19 protein-coding genes are annotated in these 21,451 nt (G+C 72.8%); 8 read left to right on the plus strand and 11 right to left on the minus strand.

Annotated elements, in window-relative coordinates:
* Positions 1-4: 4 nt before the first annotated feature.
* Complete coding sequence (locus IE252_RS14370; protein WP_190089831.1) at positions 5-1,216, minus strand: DUF5685 family protein; 1,212 nt, start codon at positions 1,214-1,216, stop codon at positions 5-7.
* Positions 1,217-1,528: 312 nt separating this feature from the next.
* On the opposite strand from IE252_RS14370, the gene IE252_RS14375 reads away from it, so the two are divergent.
* The gene (locus IE252_RS14375; protein ID WP_190089750.1) at positions 1,529-1,963 is read left to right on the plus strand and encodes a cell division protein SepF; all 435 of its coding nucleotides are present in this window, start codon (positions 1,529-1,531) and stop codon (positions 1,961-1,963) included.
* A 93-nt stretch (positions 1,964-2,056) separates the two neighbouring features.
* Here IE252_RS14375 and IE252_RS14380 read toward each other — a convergent pair whose 3' ends face one another.
* The gene (locus IE252_RS14380) at positions 2,057-3,244 is read right to left on the minus strand and encodes an acyl-CoA dehydrogenase family protein (protein ID WP_190089751.1); all 1,188 of its coding nucleotides are present in this window, start codon (positions 3,242-3,244) and stop codon (positions 2,057-2,059) included.
* A 134-nt stretch (positions 3,245-3,378) separates the two neighbouring features.
* Positions 3,379-5,037, minus strand: a complete 1,659-nt coding sequence (locus IE252_RS14385) for an MFS transporter (RefSeq protein WP_190089752.1) — start codon at positions 5,035-5,037, stop codon at positions 3,379-3,381.
* Positions 5,038-5,563: 526 nt separating this feature from the next.
* Here IE252_RS14385 and IE252_RS14390 point away from each other — a divergent pair.
* A complete protein-coding gene (locus IE252_RS14390; RefSeq protein WP_190089753.1) occupies positions 5,564-6,562 on the plus strand; it encodes a phosphatase PAP2 family protein in 999 nt (332 codons plus the stop codon).
* A 106-nt stretch (positions 6,563-6,668) separates the two neighbouring features.
* Here the strand turns inward: IE252_RS14390 and IE252_RS14395 are convergent, their stop codons facing one another.
* The gene (locus IE252_RS14395; RefSeq protein ID WP_190089754.1) at positions 6,669-6,884 is read right to left on the minus strand and encodes an I78 family peptidase inhibitor; all 216 of its coding nucleotides are present in this window, start codon (positions 6,882-6,884) and stop codon (positions 6,669-6,671) included.
* A gap of 463 nt (positions 6,885-7,347) precedes the next feature.
* On the opposite strand from IE252_RS14395, the gene ctaD reads away from it, so the two are divergent.
* Positions 7,348-9,054, plus strand: coding sequence for an aa3-type cytochrome oxidase subunit I (gene ctaD / locus IE252_RS14400; protein WP_229848345.1), 1,707 nt, complete (start codon positions 7,348-7,350; stop codon positions 9,052-9,054).
* On the opposite strand, the gene IE252_RS14405 is transcribed toward ctaD, so the two are convergent.
* Positions 9,042-10,313 carry an ABC transporter substrate-binding protein gene (locus tag IE252_RS14405; protein WP_190089755.1) on the minus strand — a complete coding sequence of 424 codons (1,272 nt, stop codon included), beginning with the start codon at positions 10,311-10,313 and terminating at the stop codon, positions 9,042-9,044. The two genes, ctaD and IE252_RS14405, sit on opposite strands and share 13 nt — an antisense overlap.
* Positions 10,291-10,809 carry an MTB12 C-terminal domain-containing protein gene (locus tag IE252_RS14410; RefSeq protein ID WP_190089756.1) on the minus strand — a complete coding sequence of 173 codons (519 nt, stop codon included), beginning with the start codon at positions 10,807-10,809 and terminating at the stop codon, positions 10,291-10,293. The genes IE252_RS14405 and IE252_RS14410 overlap by 23 nt, the downstream gene beginning before the upstream one ends.
* A 107-nt stretch (positions 10,810-10,916) precedes the next feature.
* Here IE252_RS14410 and IE252_RS14415 point away from each other — a divergent pair, with 107 nt between their 5' ends.
* Genes IE252_RS14415 through IE252_RS14425 form a run of 3 tightly spaced genes read left to right on the plus strand, consistent with a single transcriptional unit; the run spans position 10,917 to position 14,456 of the window.
* Positions 10,917-11,309: a hypothetical protein gene (locus tag IE252_RS14415; protein WP_190089757.1), complete on the plus strand. Its 393-nt coding sequence runs from the start codon at positions 10,917-10,919 to the stop codon at positions 11,307-11,309.
* A gap of 2 nt (positions 11,310-11,311) precedes the next feature.
* A complete protein-coding gene (locus IE252_RS14420; RefSeq protein WP_190089832.1) occupies positions 11,312-13,780 on the plus strand; it encodes an ABC transporter permease subunit in 2,469 nt (822 codons plus the stop codon).
* 22 nt (positions 13,781-13,802) lie between these two features.
* On the plus strand, positions 13,803-14,456 hold the full coding sequence (locus tag IE252_RS14425; protein ID WP_190089758.1) for an ABC transporter ATP-binding protein: 654 nt from the start codon (positions 13,803-13,805) through the stop codon (positions 14,454-14,456).
* Positions 14,457-14,524: 68 nt separating this feature from the next.
* On the opposite strand, the gene IE252_RS14430 is transcribed toward IE252_RS14425, so the two are convergent.
* A complete protein-coding gene (locus IE252_RS14430; RefSeq protein ID WP_190089759.1) occupies positions 14,525-15,244 on the minus strand; it encodes a transglycosylase family protein in 720 nt (239 codons plus the stop codon).
* 529 nt (positions 15,245-15,773) lie between these two features.
* Here IE252_RS14430 and IE252_RS14435 point away from each other — a divergent pair.
* Both IE252_RS14435 and IE252_RS14440 read left to right on the plus strand, forming a co-directional pair.
* Complete coding sequence (locus IE252_RS14435) at positions 15,774-16,547, plus strand: DUF8842 C-terminal domain-containing protein (protein ID WP_190089760.1); 774 nt, start codon at positions 15,774-15,776, stop codon at positions 16,545-16,547.
* 323 nt (positions 16,548-16,870) lie between these two features.
* Positions 16,871-17,269, plus strand: coding sequence for a hypothetical protein (locus IE252_RS14440; RefSeq protein ID WP_308434536.1), 399 nt, complete (start codon positions 16,871-16,873; stop codon positions 17,267-17,269).
* Between the two features lie 42 nt (positions 17,270-17,311).
* Here IE252_RS14440 and der read toward each other — a convergent pair whose 3' ends face one another.
* From der to IE252_RS14460, 4 genes are all read right to left on the minus strand, one after another.
* Positions 17,312-18,763 carry a ribosome biogenesis GTPase Der gene (gene der, locus IE252_RS14445; protein WP_190089762.1) on the minus strand — a complete coding sequence of 484 codons (1,452 nt, stop codon included), beginning with the start codon at positions 18,761-18,763 and terminating at the stop codon, positions 17,312-17,314.
* Positions 18,764-18,834: 71 nt separating this feature from the next.
* Positions 18,835-19,422 (minus strand): lysophospholipid acyltransferase family protein, encoded by a 588-nt coding sequence (locus tag IE252_RS14450; protein ID WP_190089763.1) that lies wholly within the window; start codon positions 19,420-19,422, stop codon positions 18,835-18,837.
* A gap of 107 nt (positions 19,423-19,529) precedes the next feature.
* Entirely contained in the window at positions 19,530-20,273 is a 744-nt protein-coding gene (cmk, locus tag IE252_RS14455) for a (d)CMP kinase (RefSeq protein ID WP_373298551.1), read from the minus strand.
* 69 nt (positions 20,274-20,342) lie between these two features.
* The gene (locus IE252_RS14460) at positions 20,343-21,428 is read right to left on the minus strand and encodes a prephenate dehydrogenase (protein WP_190089765.1); all 1,086 of its coding nucleotides are present in this window, start codon (positions 21,426-21,428) and stop codon (positions 20,343-20,345) included.
* Positions 21,429-21,451: the final 23 nt, after the last annotated feature.

Consider the following 21,451-nt stretch of genomic DNA (forward strand, 5'->3'; position numbering starts at 1 on the left):
TACGTCAGCAGTCACAACCACAGTCGCAGCAGTCGCACCCGTCACAGCACTGGCAGGCGTCGCAGCAATCGCAGCAGTCACAGTCGCAGTCGCGGCAGAAGCCTTCGCGCTTCTTCCGCGACCAGGGGCCCTCGTACTCCTTTGCGCAGCACATCTGGCAGGTGCAGCAGAGCCCGGCGAAGACCCCGCACCCGGCGAGGAATCCGCGCGGCGCGGGCGGCCTGGGGCCTTCGCCCTGCGGGGGCGAGCCGTACGGGTTGCCGGGCACGGGTGCGTACGGGCCGCCGGGCGGCGGCGAGCCGTAGGGACCGGGCTGGTGGGAGCCGTGCGCCTCCGCATCGGCGTGCCCGTGGGCGCAGCCCGCCGTGCCGAAGGACCGGTTCACGGACTGCTTGAGCTCGTGGGCGAGCAGGACGTGCGCCAGCCTGCCGTCGACGAAGTCGACCTCGCGGAGCGCCAGCCGGATGCCGTGCACCGCGTCGTCGGCCAGCCGCCGGGCCTCGGCCAGGTCGGTGCCGGTCGCGGTGAGCGGGTTCCAGGCGCCCGACGCGGCGTCAGGTGCCTGGTCCTCCACGGCGTCCAGGAGGTGCGCGAGCCGTCCGAAGAGGCGGCCCGCCTCGGCCAGCGGCTCGGCGTTGTGCGGCCGCCCGGCGAGGACAGCGGTGTGCGCGAAGGCGGCCGCGGTGGCCGTCTCGGTCGGTTCGGTGACCGTGAGCAGGGAGGTGCCCGGTCCCGCGAGCGCCTCGATCGCGGTCTGCCGGTCGACCGCGTCGACCAGGACCGCCGTGTCGAACCCGAGGGAGGCGCCGGTGCGGGCGCCCGCACGGTCCCAGCTCGCGGCGACCTTGCGGGCAGCGAGCGCCACCGGCCTGCGCTTCAACAGGCCGTCCCGGTCGGCCACGTGGTCGCGGACCTTCGCCGAGGCCAGGACCAGCGAGACGGCGGCGGCGAGCCGGGCGCCCTCGCCCTGGGCGACCGGGGCCGTCCGCATCGCGCGCAGCGGACAGGGCCCGGCGGTGCGCCTGCGTCCCGTACCGCTCTCGACCTGAGCCTCTGTCAGAACCGAGACGATCAGCCCGTCGTAGTTGGTCACGACCCGGGCGAGCTGCCCGTGGTCGGAGCGAAGTGCCAGGCAGAGGCCGCAGAGATGGGCCATCCACTCAGTGCGCAGGCCCTCGGTGAGCCGATGCGAGCAGGGCCTGACGATTCCGAACACGACGCTCCCCCGGGTGCCGTGGGGCACCCCGCCCCACGCCTCGTTCAACAGTGCGGCAGGCATCGTATCGATCGATCCGTTCACCCGTACGCCCGCTCCATCACCCGCCTGGACGGAAGTTCATATTTTGTATCCGTTACCCGTCATACAGCGGAAGAAAGCTGACGATTCGCCACATCTTCTGCACCAGTCCCGTCACGAATCCCCTGCACGGCGGCTATCCACTTGGCGCGGTATCCGCATCATGGACGACCATAGGGGTGCGGAACGCGAGAAGTAGCTAGAAGAAGTCCGCTGTGAGAGGAGGCGTCCATGGGATCGGTGCGCAAGGCGAGTGCCTGGCTGGGACTTGTCGAGGACAACGACGACCGCTACTACGACGACGAGTACACCGAGGAAGCCGGATCCGGCGAAGCCTGGGTGACGGACCCGCGCGTGCGGGTGGCCTCCGAGGCGGCCCAGGAGCAGGGCCGCCGGATCGCCACGGTCACGCCCGACGGCTTCCGTGACGCGCGCGGCATCGGCGAGCTCTTCCGCGAGGGCGTCCCGGTCATCGTGAACCTCACGTCCATGGAGCCCGGCGACGCCAAGCGCGTCGTGGACTTCGCGGCCGGCCTGACGTTCGGGCTGCGCGGCTCCATCGAGCGCGTGGCGACGAGGGTCTTCCTGCTGACCCCCGCCGACACCCAGATCGTCAGCGGCGAAGCCGCGGGCCGCGCCACCGGCGGCTTCTTCAATCAGAGCTGAGCCAGCGGTGGCGCCCGGCCGGGGGTCCGGGGGTTGCCCCCGGGAGACACAGCAACCAGAGCTGAGCGGGGCGCTCACCGGCACGCCGCCGACCTAGCGGAACGCGTCGAGTCCGGTGAGCGCCTTGCCCAGCACCAGCTGGTGCATCTCCACGGTGCCCTCATAGGTGAGCACCGACTCCAGATTGGTGGCGTGCCGCATCACGGGGTACTCCAGCGAGATCCCGTTGGCCCCGAGGATCGTGCGCGAGGTGCGGCAGATCTCGATGGCCTCCCGTACGTTGTTGAGCTTCCCGAAGCTGACCTGCTCCGGACGGAGCCTGCCCGCGTCCATGCGCAGGCCCAGGTGGTGGGCGAGCAGGACGCCCTTGTGCAGCTCCACCGCCATGTCGGCGAGCTTGGCCTGGGTGAGCTGGAAGCCGCCGATGGGCCTGCCGAACTGCTCGCGGGTCTTCGCGTACTCCACCGCCGCCTCGAAGGAGGCCCGGGCCGCGCCCATCGCGCCCCAGACGATTCCGTACCGCGCGTGCGAGAGGCAGCTCAGCGGGCCCTTGAGCCCGGTGACCCCCGGCAGCACCGCGTCGGCGGGCAGCCGCACCTCGTCCATGACCAGCTCGCTGGTGACCGACGCCCGCAGCGACCACTTGTGCTTGATCTCGGGCGCCGAGAAGCCGGGGGTGTCGGTGGGGACGGCGAAGCCGCGGATCCCCTCGTCGGTCTGCGCCCAGACCACCGCGACCCCGGCGACTGAGCCGTTGGTGATCCACATCTTGCGCCCGTTGAGCACCCAGTCGGTGCCGTCCTTCTTCGCGTACGTACGCATCCCGGCCGGGTCGGAGCCGTGGTCGGGCTCGGTGAGGCCGAAGCAGCCGATGGTCTCGCCGATCGCCATCGACGGCAGCCAGCGCTCCTTCTGCTCCTCGGACCCGTACTTCCAGATCGCGTACATCGCGAGCGAGCCCTGGACCGAGACGAGGGAGCGGATGCCGGAGTCGGCGGCCTCCAGCTCCAGACAGGCCAGGCCGTACTGGACGGCGGTGGCGCCCGCGCAGCCGTAGCCGGTGAGCGACATCCCGAGCGCGCCCATGTCGCCGAGCTCCAGCGCGAGCTCGCGGACGGGCACCTGTCCGTCCTCGTACCACTCGGCGATGTGCGGCAGGACCCGGTCGGCGGCCCAGGAGCGGACGGTGTCGCGGATGGCGAGGTCGTCGGCGCTCAGCAGGTCGTCGATCCCGAGGGGGTCGGCCGGGTCGAAGGGGGGCAGCTTGGCGGGTGCGGACATGAGGATGCCTCCGGCGTCCCTGGGAACCTGTGCGGCTCAGCTAAAACTAGCAGTGGTAGTTATTGCTGACCGCTGACGTTACGGCTCAGTGTGCCGCGCGTCCAGACCCGCCCGGCCGTGCGGGTCCCGCCGGCTCAGTGGCCGCCGGGCCCGGATCCCGCCGCCTCGGCGGCCGGGACGCCCGCCGCCGCGGGGACCCTGAGGTGCGGCTCGGTCCGCTGCTCGGGCAGCCCGGGCGCGGGCTCGCCGTACGGCGCCCCGCACTCCATCACCCGGGGCAGCCGCAGCGCGGCCAGCGCGCCGAGCACCAGCAGGCCCGCGCTGACCAGCAGCGTCACATGCAGGCCGTGGACGAAGGAGTGCCGCGCGGCGCTGCGCAGGGCCGCGCCCGCCGGGCCGCCGAGGCGGTCGGCGAGGTCATAGGCCTCGCCCAGGGAGTTGGCCGCGCCGGCCGAGGCCTCGTCCGGGACGCCGGGGACCGAGGCGACGCCGGGGGCGTAGGCCGCGTTCATCACGCTGCCGAGCAGGGCGATGCCCATGCCGGCGCCGAGCTGGTAGGAGGTCTCGCCGATCGCGGCGGCCCCGCCCGCGCAGTCGGCGGGCGCCTCGCTCAGCATCGATTCGTACGCCCCGAAGAGCGTGGTCTGGAGGCCGAAGCCGAGGACTATGAAGGCGCTGGTGAGCAGCAGCGGCCGGTCGTGCTGGCCCATCAGGACGAGCAGCAGCACGGCGGCGGCGGTCAGCGCGAAGCCGCAGCCGACCATGGTGCGCGGGCCGAGGCGGCGCAGGGTGTACGAGCCGGTGGCGCCCGCGGCCATCGCGGCGAAGGTGAGCGGCAGCAGCCGCAGACCGGTCTCCAGCGGGCTGAGCCCGAGGACCAGCTGGAGGTACTGGACGGCTATGAGCTCCAGGCCGACCAGCGCCAGCATGGCCAGGACGATGCACCCCACCGAGGTGGAGAAGGTGGGCCGGGCGAACATCCGCATGTCGATCAGCGGATGGCGGCGCCGCTTCTGGCGCCGTACGAACAGGACGATCAGGGCGGTGCCGACGCACAGCGGCACCAGGGTGAGCGGGTCGAACAGCCCGTGGCCGGCACCCAGCCGCTTCACGCCGAGGACCAGCGTGATCACTCCGGCGGCGGCGGTCAGCGCGCCGAGCACGTCCCACGGCCCGTCGGCGCCGCCCTTCGACTCGGGCAGCAGCCTGCGGCCCAGCGGGAGTATCAGCGCCATCAGCGGGATGTTGATCAGGAAGACCGAGCCCCACCAGAAGTGCTGGACGAGGAAGCCGCCGAGCACCGGTCCGGTGGCGGCGCCTATCGCCGCGGTGGCGGTCCACACGCCGATGGCGGTGGCGCGTTCCCGACGGTCCGGGAAGACCGCGCGGAGGATGGAGAGCGTGGCGGGCATGATCATCGCGCCGCCGACGCCGAGCAGCGCGCGGGCCACGATCAGCAGCTCGGCCGACCCGGCCAGGGCCGCCACGGCGGACGCCAGGCCGAAGATCCCGTAACCGAGCAGCAGCACCCGGCGGCGGCCGACGCGGTCGCCGAGGGTGCCGAAGAGGATGAGGAGAGCGGCGCAGACCAGCGGGTAGGCATCGACGATCCACAGCAGCGCGGTGGCGCTGGGGCGCAGGTCCTCGGTGACCGAGGGGACGGCGACGTGCAGGACCGTCGCGTCCAGCGCGACGAGCAGCAGACTCACACAGAGGACGACGAGGACGACCCAGCGGTTGGCACCGCCGGCGGTCGCACGCGCGCGTGCGGCGTCCGTCGTCGTTCCTGCCATGTGTGTACCTCCTGTACGGCGGCCCCTGCCGGGGTCCCGGGACGCGCCGGCCTCGCGGTGGCGCGTCGTCCCCCGCTCTCGGCGGACCCTGGACCTGCGGAGGTCTGGGTGGGCCCGGCATCGACGAGCGAGTGATTCGTCAGCGTACGCGAGTTCCAGCCAGCGGCACGTGGTACACCTCTCACCCCTTTGGGCGCACCCTGTGGCGTGCGCCACATCGAACGAAGTGTGCACGCCGTCCCCCCTGGGGATTAATGATCTTGGCACGCCGTGTCGGTGAATCCTGGCACCCGGTGCCAGGCCTGGTGACTGAACGATGAATTCCGACCCGCTTCCCGGAGAATCCGTTCAGTGGATTCAAAGAGCCGTTCCCGAGCGGCCCGCGGCGGAATAGATTCCAAGGTCATCCACGTATTTCCCGGGGCCGGGAATAAACCGTGACGTGAGACATACTCCACATCACATCGTCATCACAAACCCGCCGGATCGGCCTGGGCCCTCACTCACTCGCTGTAACGTCGATTGAGTGCGTACCGACCGAATCTTCGCCCGTCTGGACCGGGAGCCCGAGCCGCCGAAGATAGCGATCCCGCGGATGAGCCGTCATCGCGTGATCCTCTTCAGCGCGACGATGGCGTTCTACGTCGCCATCGTCGTCGCCGTGCTCGCCTCGTCCTGGCTCGTCGAGCTGGACTGGAAGGTCATGCTGTTCCGGCCCTACGAGCAGTGGCCGCAGATGCACGCCTTCCTCGACTACTTCGTGGTCCTGGGCCAGCGCGGCCCGACGGCGGTGATGGTCGCGGCCTGGCTGGGCTGGCGATCCTGGCGGCAGCACACCCTGCGCCCGCTGCTCGCGCTGGGCGCCTCGCTGCTGCTCCTGAACATCACGGTCGGCGCGGTCAAGCTGGGCCTGGGCCGCCTCGGCCCGCACTACGCGACGGAGATCGGCTCGGCCGAACTGTTCGCGGGCGGCGACATATTCCCCTCAGGCCACACCGCCAACGCGGTCGTGACCTGGGGCATCCTCGCCTATCTGGCCACCACTCCGCGGGCCCGGCGCTGGCTGTCGGTCATCTCGGCCGTGGTCGCCCTGGGCGTCGGCGCCACCACCGTCTACCTCGGCACCCACTGGGTGAGCGACGTGCTCCTCGGCTGGGCGGCCGGGCTGCTGATCCTGCTGGCGCTGCCCTGGTGCGAGCCGCTGATCGCGCGCGCCGAGGCGCTGGTCTTCGCGCTGCGGGCCAAGTGGCGCGCACGCGGAACCGCCGCTCCGGCACTGCCCGTTCCGGCCGGTGCGCTGCCCGGCGTGTTCGCCCAGCGCACCGCGAGCGAGGACGACGCCCCCGTGCGCGAGCCGGTGGGCGCGGCCAGTGGCGGGCGCACCGCCGGGGCCCGCGGCGCCGCCCGCCCGCCGGGCGCCGGTCCCCGCCCCGAGCGCCCGCCGGTGCCCCCGGCGGCCAGCAGGCGCCCGCAGCACCCCGAGCGCGCCCCGCGCCCGGCGCCGGCCCGCCCCCTCGGCGGCTGACGCCCTCCAGGCAGCGGGGAACGGTACGCACAACCACCCCCGCAGGGCGAAGGCCCCGGGCGCTCCACTCGGAGCGGCCGGGGCCTTCGTCGTACGGGAACGCGGTTCAGCCGCGCCAGCAGCGGATCACCGTGCCGTCGGCCACCTCGAAGTTCAGCCGCCCTTCCAGGTACTCCATGGTGATGATCGAGCCGGGGGCGAGCGACCTCACGGTGGTCCAGCCACGCGCGCGTGCCAGCCGCTCGGCGGCCTCGCCGGCCAGTCCCACATAGGAGTCGGGGGCGTCGTCGGGCTGTGCGGAGGGGGTCGGTATGGGTGCCATGCCAGCCACCGTAGGCGCCCCGGGGCGGTGACGGAAGCCGGGGCCCCTGCCCTGCCGCTGTCCGCACCACGTCCCCCGCCGGTCACACTTGTGTCACAGGATCATGAGCGGTGTTTACCTCGAACTTGGTCACTCGTACGGGGAGTTCCGGACAGGCCACCCGGAAATCGCTCAGCCGCCGACGGGCCGTTCGGAGCCCTTTAGGAATTCCCCGTGGAGCGCCTCCGAAACGCCCGCCGGAATTTCTCTCGCCGCCCCCCGCGTGGGAAATTGACGGCCCATAGGGAATTCACGGCATCCTTACACGATCCGCACCGACGACGGTTCCGCTTCGTCGTCGGCTGCGTCCGGCGCGTTGGCTCGTATGCGCCTATCCCGGTCGGGTACGCACCCTGTCGGACCGGGTACCAGCGCGAGCATCATGGCTACCGGCCTGATGCCTGACACCTGAGTGGGGGCGGCGATGGGTACGGAGACGGCGACCGCGGAAGCGGGACCACACGAGGCCCGGCAGTCGGGCCGGGTGATCGTGGACTGGCTGACCACCACAGACCACAAGAAAATCGGGCATCTCTATCTGATCACGTCGTTCGTGTTCTTCCTGATCGCCGGGCTGATGGCCATGTTCATGCGGGCCGAGCTGGCCCGCCCGGGCCTGCAGATCATGTCGAACAACGAGTTCAACCAGATGTTCACCATGCACGGCACGATCATGCTGCTGCTCTTCGCCACCCCCACCTTCGCGGGCTTCGCCAACGAGATCATGCCGCTCCAGATCGGCGCCCCCGACGTGGCGTTCCCCCGGCTCAACATGCTGGCGTACTGGCTGTTCCTGTTCGGCGGCCTCATCGTCCTCGGCTCGCTGCTGGTGCCCGGGGGCCCCGCCGCCTTCGGCTGGTTCGCCTACGCGCCGCTCAACTCCGCGACCCGCTCCCCCGGCATCGGCGCCGACCTGTGGATCATGGGGCTCGCGCTCTCCGGGTTCGGGACGATCCTGGGCGCGGTGAACTTCCTGACCACCATCATCGGGATGCGCGCCCCCGGCATGACGATGTTCCGGATGCCGATCTTCACCTGGAACGTGCTGTTCACCTCGATCCTGGTGCTGCTCGCCTTCCCGGTGCTGGCGGCGGCACTGCTGGTCCTGGAGGCGGACCGCAGGTTCGGATCGGTGGTCTTCGAACCCCAGTGGGGAGGCGCGCTGCTGTGGCAGCACCTCTTCTGGTTCTTCGGCCATCCCGAGGTCTACATCATCGCGCTGCCGTTCTTCGGCATCATCACGGAGATCATCCCGGTCTTCGCGCGCAAGCCGATCTTCGGCTATCTCACGCTGGTCGGCGCCACCATGTGCATCACCGGTCTGTCGATCGTGGTGTGGGCGCACCACATGTTCGCCACCGGCGCGGTGCTGCTGCCGTTCTTCTCCTTCATGTCGTTCCTGATCGCGGTGCCGACGGGGGTGAAGTTCTTCAACTGGACGGGCACGATGCTGCGCGGCTCGCTCAGCTTCGAGACACCGATGCTCTGGGCCGTGGGCTTCCTGATCAGCTTCCTCTTCGGCGGCCTCACCGGCGTCATCCTCGCCTCGCCGCCGCTCGACTTCCACGTCACCGACTCGTACTTCGTGGTGGCCCACTTCCACTACGTCGTCTTCGGCACGGTCGTCTTCGCCACCTTCGGCGGCTTCTACTTCTGGTGGCCCAAGTTCACCGGAAAGATGCTCGACGAACGGCTGGGGAAGATCCACTTCTGGACGCTCTTCGTCGGCTTCCACACCACGTTCCTGGTCCAGCACTGGCTGGGCGCCGAGGGCATGCCCCGCCGGTACGCGGACTATCTGGCCGCCGACGGCTTCACCGCCCTCAACACCATCTCCTCCATCGGCGCCTTCCTGCTCGGCATGTCCACGCTCCCGTTCCTCTACAACGTCTGGAAGACGTCGAAGTACGGGACGAAGGTGGAGGTGGACGACCCCTGGGGGTTCGGGCGCTCGCTGGAGTGGGCGACCTCCTGCCCGCCGCCGCGCCACAACTTCACCACGATCCCGCGCATCCGCACCGAGTCGCCCGCCTTCGACCTGCACCACCCGGAGTTCGCGCCGTTCCGCGACGACCTGGCACCGGCAGAGCCGAAGGAGAAGGAGCCGGAGGCCGAGGCTCAGGGCCGGTAGGCGAGCTGGGGCACGGTGAAGCAGTTGGCGTTCATCTCGCCCTGGGTCACCCACCCCTTGCCGTCCTGCCAGCGGGCCACCGACAGACAGGTGCGGCGCTCCTTCGGCGGCCGGTCCAGGTGCTCGTACGAGACGGGGAGCAGCAGCCCGTGCGCGGTGTACGGCTCGGTCCGGTTGACGAAACCCTCCACGCACGCGCGCGTCAGCGCGTTCGCCGGGCAGGACCGGGCGGCGTCGGTGAACCACATCGCCGCCGCCCACCCCTCCAGTTGCCACTGCGAGAGCGGCTTCTCCTTCATCGCCGCCCGGAACGCCCGTACCTCCGGCTGGTCCTTCTCCTCGTAGTTGCGCGAGGAGCCGGTCACCCACAGGGCGTTGCGGCAGCGCGGGGCGTCCCGGTAGTCGTCGGGCACCGCCGCGTTCCAGTTCTGCACATTGGTGACCTTGGCGGTGACCTTCGCCCCCAGCGCGTCCATCGCCTCGCACAGTTGCACGTTGCCGTGCGTGTCCAGCGCGTCGAAGACGAGGTCGGCGCCGCGGGCCTTCAGATCGGCGGCGACCGCGCGGAAGTTCGGCAGCACGAAGTCGACCTGCTCGCCGACCACGTCGTACCCCTCGGCCTTCAGCCCGGCGGTCACCAGACGGGCGTACGCGGCGGAGGCGGCCTGGTTGTAGGAGACGACGGCGGCCGTGCGGGCGCCCTGCTCGTGCTTGAAGTAGCGGTAGACCTCGGTGCCTCCGTAGAGGCTGCCGCCCCAGCCGGGGGTGCCGTCGCGCGGGGCGTCGCTGCCGTAGATCCCGTAGAGGTGCGGATAGGTGTCGTAGGCCGCGCCGATGGGCTGGCCGCCGATGTCGGGGACGCCCTGGGCGGAGACCTCGGGGGCGCCCGCGTAGTCGAGCGCGGTGGTCGCCACCAGCGCGAACACCTTCTTCTCGGTCACCAGCCGGTGCACGCACTCGGTGTTGCCGACCCCGCTGCCCCCGTCGTCGCAGGTGAGCACCTCCACCTTGCGCCCGGCGAGGCCGCCTTGGGCGTTGAGCGCGTCGAAGTAGGCGCGGGCGCCGTCGCGCGGCCCGGTGAACGCGGCGCCGCCGACCGGGCTGGTCTCGCCGGCGATGATGCCGATCCGGACGGGCCCGGCGCCCGACGCGGTCGGTCCGCCCTCGAAGTCCCGCTCGGGCACCCGGCTGCCGCAGCCGGCGCCCAGCAGGAGCAGCGCCGTCAGCAGCAGGCCTTCAGCAGCCCGGCGCGGCCGCATTGCCGCTCAGCTGGACGAGCGCGCAGAGCGTCTTCACCGAGACCTTCCACGTCTGGTCCTGGAACACCGCGGTGCCCTTGGCGCCGGGCAGCGCCGGGTTGCCGCCGACCAGCAGGTCGTACGTCACGGCGGCCTGGGTGGCCGAACTGAAGGTCACGTCGGTGACCTTTGCGGAGGACTGCGCGGCGTTCTTGTCGTTGCCGAACGCGGCGAGCAGCGGCCGCAGCGTGTCGCCGTTCTCCAGCACCTTCACCTTGGCGTCGGTGGACGCCTTGGGGTCGAAGAACGTCGTCCAGTTCTTCTCGATCTGCGCCTTGGCCGCGGCCGGATCGGCGGGCCGGTCGGCCGACGGTGACTCGGCGGGCGCGGTCGCGGTGGGCGAGGGGGACTTCTCGGAGCCGCCGCCGCTGTCCGAGCACGCCGCGGCGGCCGGGAACAGCACGAGCACCGCCGCTGCCGCCCAGGCCGCGGGCCGAACACGTGTGCCGGGACTCATCTGGCTCACCACCAAGACTGGATGCTTCCAGGGTCTGCCGCTTCAGGGCATAGTGCAAGGAATCGCCTCGCACCACCAGACGGGCGGACACCGGACATGGGGACCTGATGCGGACTTCCCGGCTGCTGTGGGCGGGCCTGGCTGCCGCCGCCTGCGGCGCGGTCCTCTGTGTCGCGGGCTGGTACGGCGTCTCCGGCGAGCGCTTCGCCGCCCGCCAGATCCCCTACCTCGCCTCCTGTACGGTCCCGGGCGCGGCCCTGCTCGTGGCGGGCGCGGTGCTGCTCGCGCGGACCGCCGGTGCGGAAGCGGCCGTTCGGGTGAACCGGCCCGGGGAACCACCGCCCGACGAGCCCGGACCGCCCTCCTCCGACGGCCCCTTGCTCCGCGTCCCGGGCGGCACCCTCGCCCACCGCCCCGACTGCCCGCTGGTGGCCGGGCGGCCGGACGCGCGGCCGGTGGGCGAGGCGGTGCTGGACTCCTGCCCCGTGTGCGAGCCCTGACCGTGGCGTCCCTGACGTACGACCTGACCCTCGCGGGACTCACGGTCGGCAGCGCCGCGGCCCTCACCGGCATGGGCCTGGTCGTCACCTACCGGGCCACCGGCGTGCTCAACCTGGCGCACGGCGCGATCGCCATGGTCTGCGCCTATCTGCTGCGCCAGCTCGTGGTCGAGTGGCACTGGCCGCTCGCCCCGGCCGCCGCCCTGACCCTGCTGGTGGCCGCCCCGGGCCTGGGCGTGCTGCTCGACGTGCTGGTCTTCCGCCCGCTGTCCGTCCAGGGCAACGACCCGGCCCGCACCCTGGTCGCCTCGATCGGTGTGTTCGTGCTGCTCGTCGGCGGCGCCGCGCTGCTCTGGGGCCCGGGCGCGCGGGCCGACGCCCCGGCCCTGGTGACCGGCGAGCCCTGGGGCCAGCTGGCGGTGGTGGCCGCCCTCGCCGCGCTGGTGGTCACGGTGACCCGGTGGACGCGGTTCGGCGGCGAGCTGCGGGCGGTCGTCGACAACCGCGAACTGGCCGCGCTGGGCGGCATCGACACCGACCGGGTGGCCTCGGTCGGCTGGGCGTTCGGCGCCTTCACCGCCGGTCTGACCGGTGTGCTGCTCGCGCCCTATGTGCGCCTCGATCCCTATGGCCTGCCGCTGCTCGTCGTCGAGGTGATCGCGGTCGCGGTGATCGCCAGGATGCGCAGTGTGGTGGTCGCGGTCGTCGCCGCGCTGCTGATCGGGGTGGCGCAGGCGCAGCTGACCCGGCTCCATCCGGCCGGGCGCGCCGAACCGCTGGTCCAGGCCGTGGGGGCGAACCTGTTCGTGGTGGCGCTGCTGGTCGCGGCGCTGGTGCTGCCGGGGGTGGGGACGCGGGACGCGCTGTCGCGGACGACGGTCGCCGCGGTCCGGATACCGCCCGCCGCCTGGCTGGTGGCGGGCGTCCTGTTGCTGCTGCCGCTGGGCTTCGCGGGCTCCGATCTGCACACCTCGGTGCAGGTCCCGGCGCTGGCGATCGTGCTGCTCTCGCTGGTCGTGGTGAGCGGCCGGGGCGGCCAGATCTCGCTGGGCCAGACGGCGTTCGCGGGTCTGGGCGCCCTGTTCACCGGCTGGCTCTCGCAGTCGGTGCCGGAGCTGCTCGCGCTGCTCCTCGCGGTGCTCCTGGTCGCCCCGCTGGGCCTGCTCACGGGCCGTCCCGCGATCCGCCGCCACGGCCTGGCGCTCGCCCTGGCCACCCTCGCGGTCTCCGTGGCCACCAGCCGCTTTGTCTTCGCCCAGCCGTACGCCACCTCGGGCCTGACCCTGACCCGCCCGGCGGGCCTGGGCGACGACCGCGCGTACTACGCCGTCGAACTCGCCCTGCTCGCCTGCGCGTTGCTCGCCGTGGCAGCCCTGCGCCGGGGCCGCACCGGACGCGCCCTGGCGGCGATGCGCGACCACGAGGAGGGCGCCCAGGCCGCGGGCGTACCCGTCCCCGCGCTCAAGCTCGTCGCGTTCGTCGTCGGCGCCGCCCTGGCCGCACTCGGCGGCGGGCTGCTCTCGATGGGGCTGCGCACCTTCGACCCGGGCGCGTACGACCCGGTGCGCGGGCTGCTCTGGTTCGCGGCGGTGGTGGTGCTCGGCGCGGACAACCTGCTGGGCGCCCCGGCCGCGGCCGCCCTCCTGGTCGGCCTGGACGCGGGCACCCGGGGCGGGGTCGCGGCCGCCGCCGTCGGTCTGCTGGCCCTGCTCGTCGGCCGCTTCCCGCAGGCCCACGAGGTCCTCTCCCGCTGGCGCAGACCCCCGAAGCCGCCACCGGCCACGGCGCGGAAGGTGTACGCGCTCCCGGCGGGCCCGGCCCCGGCGGCGGCCCCCGAACTCGCCGCGCACGGGGTGCGGCTCTCGTACGGCTCGTACACCGTCCTCGCGGGCGTCGACCTGGCCGTGCCGCCGGGCCGGGTCACCGCGCTGGTCGGCGGCAACGGCGCCGGGAAGACCACACTGTTCCACTGCCTGTGCGGCACCCTGCGCCCGGACGCCGGGCGGGTCGCGTTCGGCGCGGCCGACATCACCCGCCGCCCGGCCCACGCCCGTACCCGGCTCGGCATCGCGCGGACCTTCCAGCGGATCGCGGTGTTCCCCTCGCTGACGGTGGAGGAGAACGTACGGATCGGGGCCGAGCAGGGCCGGGTGCGCGACCCGGCGGCGGTGGAGCAGGCGCTGCGGCTGATGGGACTCGCGGGCGGGGTGCGGCGGCTGCCCGCAGCCGGGCTGCCCACCGGCACGCTGCGCCGCGTCGAGCTCGGCCGGGCGCTGGCGGGCCGCCCGCACACGCTCCTGCTGGACGAGCCCGCCGCCGGACTCGACACCGCCGAGGCCGAGGAACTGGCCCGGGTGCTGCGGGCGCTGGCCGCCGACGGCATGGCCGTACTCGTCGTCGAGCACGACCTCGACCTGGTCGCGGACATCGCGGACACGGTCCATGTGATGCGGGCGGGACGGATCGGATGAGGCCGGAGGGAGGCGGTCGGGGATGGCCGTCGAGATCGAGCTGAGGGGCGCCCGGGTGCGGTACGGCCCGCTGGAGGCGCTGCACGGCGTCGACCTGGCCGTGCCCGCCCGCGCCCTCACCGTCCTGCTCGGCCGCAACGGCTCCGGCCGCACGAGCGTGCTGCGCGCCCTGGCGGGGACGGTGGCGCTGACGGCCGGGCGGGTGGTGTGGCGCGGCGCCGACGTCACCGGGCTGCCCGTGCACCAGCGCGCGCGGCGGGGCCTGTGCCTGGTCCCGGACGCGCGGGCCGTGCACGCCGGGCTGACCGTCGCCGAGAACCTCGAACTCGCGGCGCCCGGCGGGGACTTCGCGGTCGCGCTCGACGGCTATCCGGCGCTGCGCCCGCTCCTGCCCCGGCGGGCGGGCACCATGTCGGGCGGCGAGCAGCGAATGCTGGCGGTCTCGCGCGCGCTCGTCGGCGGCGCCCGGCTCGTCCTGCTCGACGAGCCGACCCAGGGCATGTCCCCCGAAGTGGCCGAGCGCACCTACGACCTGCTGGCCGGGCTCGCGCGGGAGCGGGCCGTGGTGGTCGCGGAACAGCGGCTGCCGCCCGGCCGCCCGGCGATCGTGCACCGGCTGCGGCGCGGGAACGTGGTCTTCAGCGGCGAGAGCGCGGAGCTGCCGGGCCCGGAGTGAGCCGCCGGCGAACGCACCCGAGCCCCGCCCGGTCGGACGACGACCGGGCGGGGCTGTGACCGTGCGTCCTAGAGGGCGAGCCGCTCGCCGGGCAGGATCAGATCCGGATCGCCGCCGACGACGGCCTTGTTGGCCGCGTACAGCGCCTCCCACGTCGTGCCGTGCGCCTCGGCGATGGCGGACAGCGTGTCCCCCTCGCGCACGGTGTAGTCGCCGCCGCGCGAGCCCCGGTCCGCCTGGACCGGCGGCCGCTCGGGCGCCTTCGCCGGTGCGGCCTTCGCCTCGACCCGGCCGGTCCCCGCCTGGCCTGTTCCGGCCTTGTGCGGAGCGGCGTCGCGGGCCTCGCGCCTGGGCTCGGCCTTGGTCTTGGGCTTGGCCTTGTGCGTCGACGGCTTCGGTGCCGACGGCGCCTCCCCGTACGCCCCCGCCCTGGCGGCGCAGACGGGCCACGCGCCCCAGCCCTGCGCCCGCTGGAGCCGGGTGGCGACGGCTATCTGCTGGGCCCGGCTGGCCCGGTCGGCCGTGGACGCGTACGCCCCGCCGCCGTGCGCCCGCCAGGACCCGGCGGAGAACTGGAGTCCGCCGTAATAGCCGTTGCCGGTGTTGATGTGCCAGTTTCCTCCGCTCTCGCACTGCGCGATGCGGTCCCACACCGCACCGTCCGCCGCGCCGGCCGGGCCGGCGGAGACGGCGAGCAGCACCAGCGGTGCCGCGACCACTGCGGCGCCGATCGCCGCCATCGTGCCGCGCCCGCGCTTGGAGCTGGAACGACTGGTACAACCAGACATGAAGTCCCTCTTCCGAAGGACCCGGTACTCCCAGGCGGTACGGCCCGTGGACGCGTCCGGCGTCCCGTTCCGTGCCGCCCCGCCCGCCGGGGTCGTGCGCTTGCCTGTGGTGCGGTCGTACAAGTCGTTGCTTTCGTACGGCCGTACGGGGCGGGCTGCCCGGGCGGTGCTAGGTGCACACGGCGTTGGAATCTAGGGACCGGATCGGCCTGGTATCAACCAATGCCTTGTCATTCCAGGCCAGTTGACTATTACCTCGGGTAACGGCAATTTCAGGACACCCACTTGTTTGATGGATATCAGGATTTGTCGACCTGCCGCTCACCCGATCTGTGACCCACCTCACCGGGTCAACTTCCGTGCAGCCGCCACGTGTTGACATGGAGTGAGGGATTCCGGGGGCGTGTTCACCCTCCGCGCCCGGTGGTTCGATTCCGTTCGTCCTGGGGCGTGACTCCTGCCACAGATCCGCCGTTGTCCTTTCAGGAGCCGGGAACCACCCGGCGCACGCATCCAGTAGGAGCCACCCGTGCCGCGCATGCTCGACGTCAGCGAGGACGTCCGCGCCGAGATCGGCGACGAAGAAGCCGACCGGCTGCTCGCCGGCGAGAACGCCCCGGGCAGCTACGACTGCACCTCCTGCCGCACCCCGGGCGACTCCGAGCACGAGGCCACCAGCACCGTGCTCTTCGTCGGCGAGGAGACCGCGGTCCTCGCCTTCGCCCACGCCTCCTGCATCCCCTCCCAGGTCGTCCAGGTCTCCGAGGAGCAGCTCCAGGGGGCCGTCCGGTCCATCACCGGCGACGAGTTCGGGGGCGCCGCGCCCCAGCAGGCCGTGCTGGGGATCACCAGCGGCCTCATCCTGATCGAGGGCGCGCTGCACCCGGCGCTCGTCGTGGAGCCGACCGCCCCGATCGCCCGCCCCGGCTCGGGCGGCACCACGGACGAGTTCCTGCCGCTCCTGATCGAGCAGGGCTTCGTCCCGGTCACCGACGTGGGCCGGATGCCCTCGGTGCTCTCCGGCTGGTCGGTGCTGCTCGCCATGGGCCAGCTGCACGCGATCCTCCAGCCCGGCACGGGCGGCAGCGGCAACCCGGTCTCCTGGTGGCAGGCGCACCAGCCGCTCCAGGTGACCGAGGGCTGGCGCGCGGCCGCCAACCGCACCCAGCGCGTCCTGGTCTTCGCGGCCCCCGTCGGCTCCATCGGCCAGCAGCCCCGCGAGGACCTGCTGCGCGACGCCCTGGAGAAGGCGGCGTCGGACGGCACGCTGGTGTCGGCGGCGATGCCCCTGGCGGGCACGTGACCTGACGGCCTCCGGCCGGCCAGGCAACCCCCAGCTCCCCGCAGCCCCCACACCCCGGGGCCCGGACCGTGTACTGGCCCGGGCCCTGGAGCCGTTGGGCCCCCGTCGCACGCGACGGCTGCCCGGTGGGCTCACGCCCCCCAGCAGACTCGCCCCCACGTCCGGCCCCGCATGAGCGCCCCGCGTGCGCCCGGATCACCCCGTGCATCCGGTGATGCGCGATATCTGCCGTCAGCCCGCATCCGAGAGCCGTCGGGGTCGTTGGCACATACGTGCACGCATACGAGCCCTCCCGCCAGCCGTACCAGTCGCAGATCCCCTCCATGCGACCCGCGCAGGACTTCTCGGGCGGCCAGTCGGCCACGCCGATCTACGACGCGCTGTACTCGGAGTACCGCAGATCCTTCCGGGCCCTGCCGGGCGACCGGAGCAACGAGGACGACCTCGGCTTCCGGGGCTTCGCGGCCCTGGGCCACGCGGGGTCCCTCGGCTTCCGGGGCACCCACCAGCACCACTCCCCGTCGGCACACCCGCAGCTGCCGCACCCCCAGACCGTGCCGAGCTTCCACCCGTACCCCGCGCACAGCGGCGCGCCCTGGCAGATCGGCGGCGCGTCGAACAGCGGGATGGCCGGCGGCACCGGGCACATGACAGGGCGGCAGCACACCGGGCTCCACCAGCTCCCGGCAGCACTGCCGCCCGCCCCCCGCAGAGGCTTGTGAGGCCCTAGGGCCCCGGCCCCCGAGGGGGTTGCCTCGAAGGGGTTACTTCTTCTTGCTGCGCTTCTCGCGCACCCGCACCGAGATGTGGATCGGGGTGCCCTCGAAGCCGAACTCCTCGCGCAGCCGGCGCTCGACGAAGCGCCGGTAGCCGTGCTCCAGGAAGCCCGAGGCGAACAGCACGAAGCGCGGCGGCTTGGTGCCCGCCTGCGTACCGAACAGGATGCGCGGCTGCTTGCCGCCGCGGATCGGGTGCGGGTGGGCGGCGACGATCTCGCCGAGGAAGGCGTTGAGCCGCCCGGTCGGGACGCGCGTCTCCCAGCCCGCCAGCGCGTTCTCGATGGCCGGGACCAGCTTCTCCATGTGGCGGCCGGTCAGCGCCGAGACGTTGACGCGCGGGGCCCAGGCCACCTGCTGCATCTCGGTCTCGATCTCGCGCTCCAGGTAGTAGCGGCGCTCCTCGTCGAGGTCGTCCCACTTGTTGTACGCGATGACGATGGCACGGCCCGACTCGACGGCCATGGTGATGATGCGCTGGTCCTGGACGCTGATGTTCTCGGTCGCGTCGATCAGGATCACCGCCACCTCGGCCTTCTCGACGGCGGCGGCCGTGCGCAGCGAGGCGTAGTAGTCGGCGCCCTGCTGGAGGTGGACCCGCTTGCGGATGCCCGCGGTGTCGATGAACTTCCAGGTCACCCCGCCGAGCTCGATCAGCTCGTCGACCGGGTCGCGGGTGGTGCCGGCCAGCTCGTTGACGACGACGCGGTCCTCCTTCGCCACCTTGTTCAGGAGCGAGGACTTGCCGACGTTCGGGCGGCCGATGAGCGCGATGCGGCGGGGGCCGCCGGGGGCCGTGCCGCCGAAGGTCTGCGCGGGCGCCTCGGGCAGCGCCTCCAGGACGGCGTCCAGCATGTCGCCGGTGCCGCGGCCGTGCAGCGAGGAGACGGGGTGCGGCATGCCGAGGCCCAGGGACCACAGCGCGGCGGCGTCCGCCTCGCCCGACTGGCCGTCCACCTTGTTGGCGCACAGCACGACGGGCTTGCCGGCCCGGCGCAGCAGCTTGACGACGGCCTCGTCGGTGTCGGTGGCGCCGACCTTGGCGTCCACGACGAAGACACAGGCGTCGGCGGCCTCGATCGCGTACTCCGCCTGGGCGGCGACGGACGCGTCGATGCCGAGCACGTCCTGCTCCCAGCCGCCGGTGTCGACGACCTTGAACCGGCGGCCGGCCCACTCCGCCTCGTAGGTGACGCGGTCGCGGGTGACGCCCGGCTTGTCCTCGACGACCGCCTCGCGGCGGCCGATGATGCGGTTCACCAGGGTCGACTTGCCGACGTTCGGGCGGCCGACGACGGCGAGGACGGGCAGCGGGCCGTGGCCCGCCTCCTCGATCGCGCCTTCGACGTCCTCGATGTCGAAGCCCTCTTCCGCGGCGAGCTCCATGAACTCCGCGTACTCGGCGTCGCCAAGCGCTCCGTGGTCGTGCTGGTCGTTCATGAAGTCCGTTCCTCGTTCTGCGTCATCGATGGACCGGGCGTCCGGTCCACTACTCAAGTCTCAAGTCTCGCTCAGCGCCCGGTGAGGCGCCTGGCGTTCTCCAGGTGGCCGGTGAGCCGCTCCTGGATCCGTACGGTCGCCTCGTCCAGCGCCGTACGGGTCCGCCGTCCGCTGCCGTCCCCGGCCTGGAAGGCGTCGCCGAAGACGACGTCGACCCGGCTGCGCAGGGGCGGCAGCGCCTTTATCAACCGCCCCCGGCGCTCGGTGCTTCCCAGCACCGCCACGGGGACGATCGGCGCCCCCGACCGCAGGGCGAAGTAGGCGAGCCCGGCGCGCAGCGACGCGAAGTCGCCGTGGCCCCGGGTGCCCTCGGGGAAGATCCCCAGCACACCGCCGTCGTCGAGCACCCCGATGGCCTGGTCGATCGCGGTCCGGTCGACGGTCGACCGGTCCACCTTCACCTGGCCGATCCCGCGCAGGAACGGGTCGAGCGGCCCGACGAAGGCCTCCTTCTTGATGAGGAAGTGCACCGGCCTCGGCGCGGTCCCCATCAGCATCGGCCCGTCGATGTTGTGCGCGTGGTTCACGGCCAGGATGGCCGGGCCACCGGCCGGTACCCGCCAGGCCCCGAGCACCCTGGGCTTCCACAGCCCGTACATCAGCCCGACGCCGATCCGGCGCCCTACTTCGGCGCCACGCTCCGTGACAGGCGGGTGCGGCGCGAAGCGCCTCGTTGAGGGGCGGTGGCCGGGTGACGGGAGGGCTGTCACTTGGCGGCCCGCTTCTCCTCGATGAGCGTGACCACGCACTCGATGACCTGGTCGAGGGTGAGCTCGGTGGTGTCCACCTCGACGGCGTCGTCCGCCTTGGCCAGCGGGGACGTCTTGCGGCCGGAGTCGGCCGCGTCCCGCTTCAGCAGGGCCTCCTGCGTGGTGGCCACGTCCACGCCCTTGAGCTCGCCGCTGCGGCGGGCGGCGCGCGCCTCCGGGGAGGCGGTGAGGAACACCTTCAGGTCGGCGTCGGGCAGCACGGTCGTGCCGATGTCCCGGCCCTCGACCACGATCCCGGCCGGGGCGGCGGCCGCTATGTCCCGCTGGAGCTGGGTGATGAGCGCCCGCACCTCCGGGACCGCGCTGACCGCGCTGACCTTGGCGGTGACCTCCTGCGTACGGATCGGGCCGGCCGCGTCGAGGCCGTCCACCGTGATGGTCGGCGCACCCGGGTCGGTCCCCGAGACGATGACCGGCTTGGCGGCCGCGGTGGCGATCGCCGCCGGGTCGTCGGTGTCGATCTCGTTGGTGATCATCCACCAGGTGATCGCCCGGTACTGGGCGCCGGTGTCCAGATAGCTCAGCCCCAGCTTGGCGGCGACCGCCTTGGAGGTGCTGGACTTGCCGGTGCCGGAAGGGCCGTCGATGGCGACGATCACAGCTGCCGGGGCGGTCCGGGCGGCGCTTTCCACGGTGACGGACACCTTCCTGGTACGGGGACGGGGTGGGCGGGCAGGCATCCGCCCCCGTACAAGGTTACTGGCTCATACGTGCGCCCAGATCCCCGCCCGGCGCCCCCGGGCCCGGGCTCACTGCCGGATCGCCCAGCCGCGCTCGCGCAGGGACGCGGTCAGGCCCGGGGCCGCGGCCGGCTCGACCATCAGCTGGACCAGGCCCGCCTGCTGGCCGGTCGCGTGCTCGATGCGCACGTCCTCGACGTTGACCCCGGCGCGGCCCGCGTCCGCGAAGATCCGGGCCAGCTCGCCGGGCTGGTCGCTGATGAGCACCGCGACGACCTCGTACGCCGTGGGGGCGGCGCCGTGCTTGCCGGGGACGCGCTCGCGGCCCGCGTTGCCGCGCCGCAGCACGTCCTCGACGCCGGCCGCGCCGCCGCGCCGCTTCTGCTCGTCCGAGGACTCCAGGGAGCGCAGCGCCCGTACGGTCTCGTCCAGGTCGGCGGCGATCCCGGCCAGCACGTCCGCGACCGGGCCCGGGTTGGCGGAGAGGATCTCGATCCACATCCGGGGGTCGGAGGCGGCGATCCGGGTGACGTCCCGGATGCCCTGCCCGCACAGCCGTACCGCCGTCTCGTCGGCCTCCTCCAGCCGGGCGGCGACCATGGACGACACCAGCTGCGGGGTGTGCGAGACGAGGGCCACCGCGCGGTCGTGGGCGTCGGCGTCCATCACCACGGGCACCGCGCGGCAGAGCGCGACCAGCTCCAGGGCGAGGTTGAGCACCTCGGTGTCGGTGTCCCGGGTCGGTGTGAGCACCCAGGGGCGGCCCTCGAAGAGGTCGGCGGTGGCGGCGAGCGGGCCCGATCGCTCCTTGCCGGACATCGGGTGCGTACCGATGTACGCGGTGAGGTCACAGCCCAGCGCCTCCAGCTCGCGGCGCGGGCCGCCCTTGACGCTCGCCACGTCGATGTACGCGCGGCCCGCGTCCGAGCGGATCGCCTCGGCCAGGGTGGCGGCGACGTGGGCGGGCGGCACGGCGACGATCACCAGGTCCACCCGGCCCTCGGGCGCCTCGTCGGTCCCGGCGCCGAGCGCGGCCGCGGTGCGGGCCTGGCCCGGGTCGTGATCGACGAGGTGGACGGCGACGCCGCGGGCGGCGAGGGCCAGCGCGGCGGACGTACCGATCAAACCGGTACCGATGACGAGTGCGGTCCTCACGGGGTGATCCTTGCGAAGTGCGG

Source organism: Streptomyces melanogenes (assembly GCF_014649795.1).
Lineage (GTDB): Bacteria > Actinomycetota > Actinomycetes > Streptomycetales > Streptomycetaceae > Streptomyces > Streptomyces noboritoensis.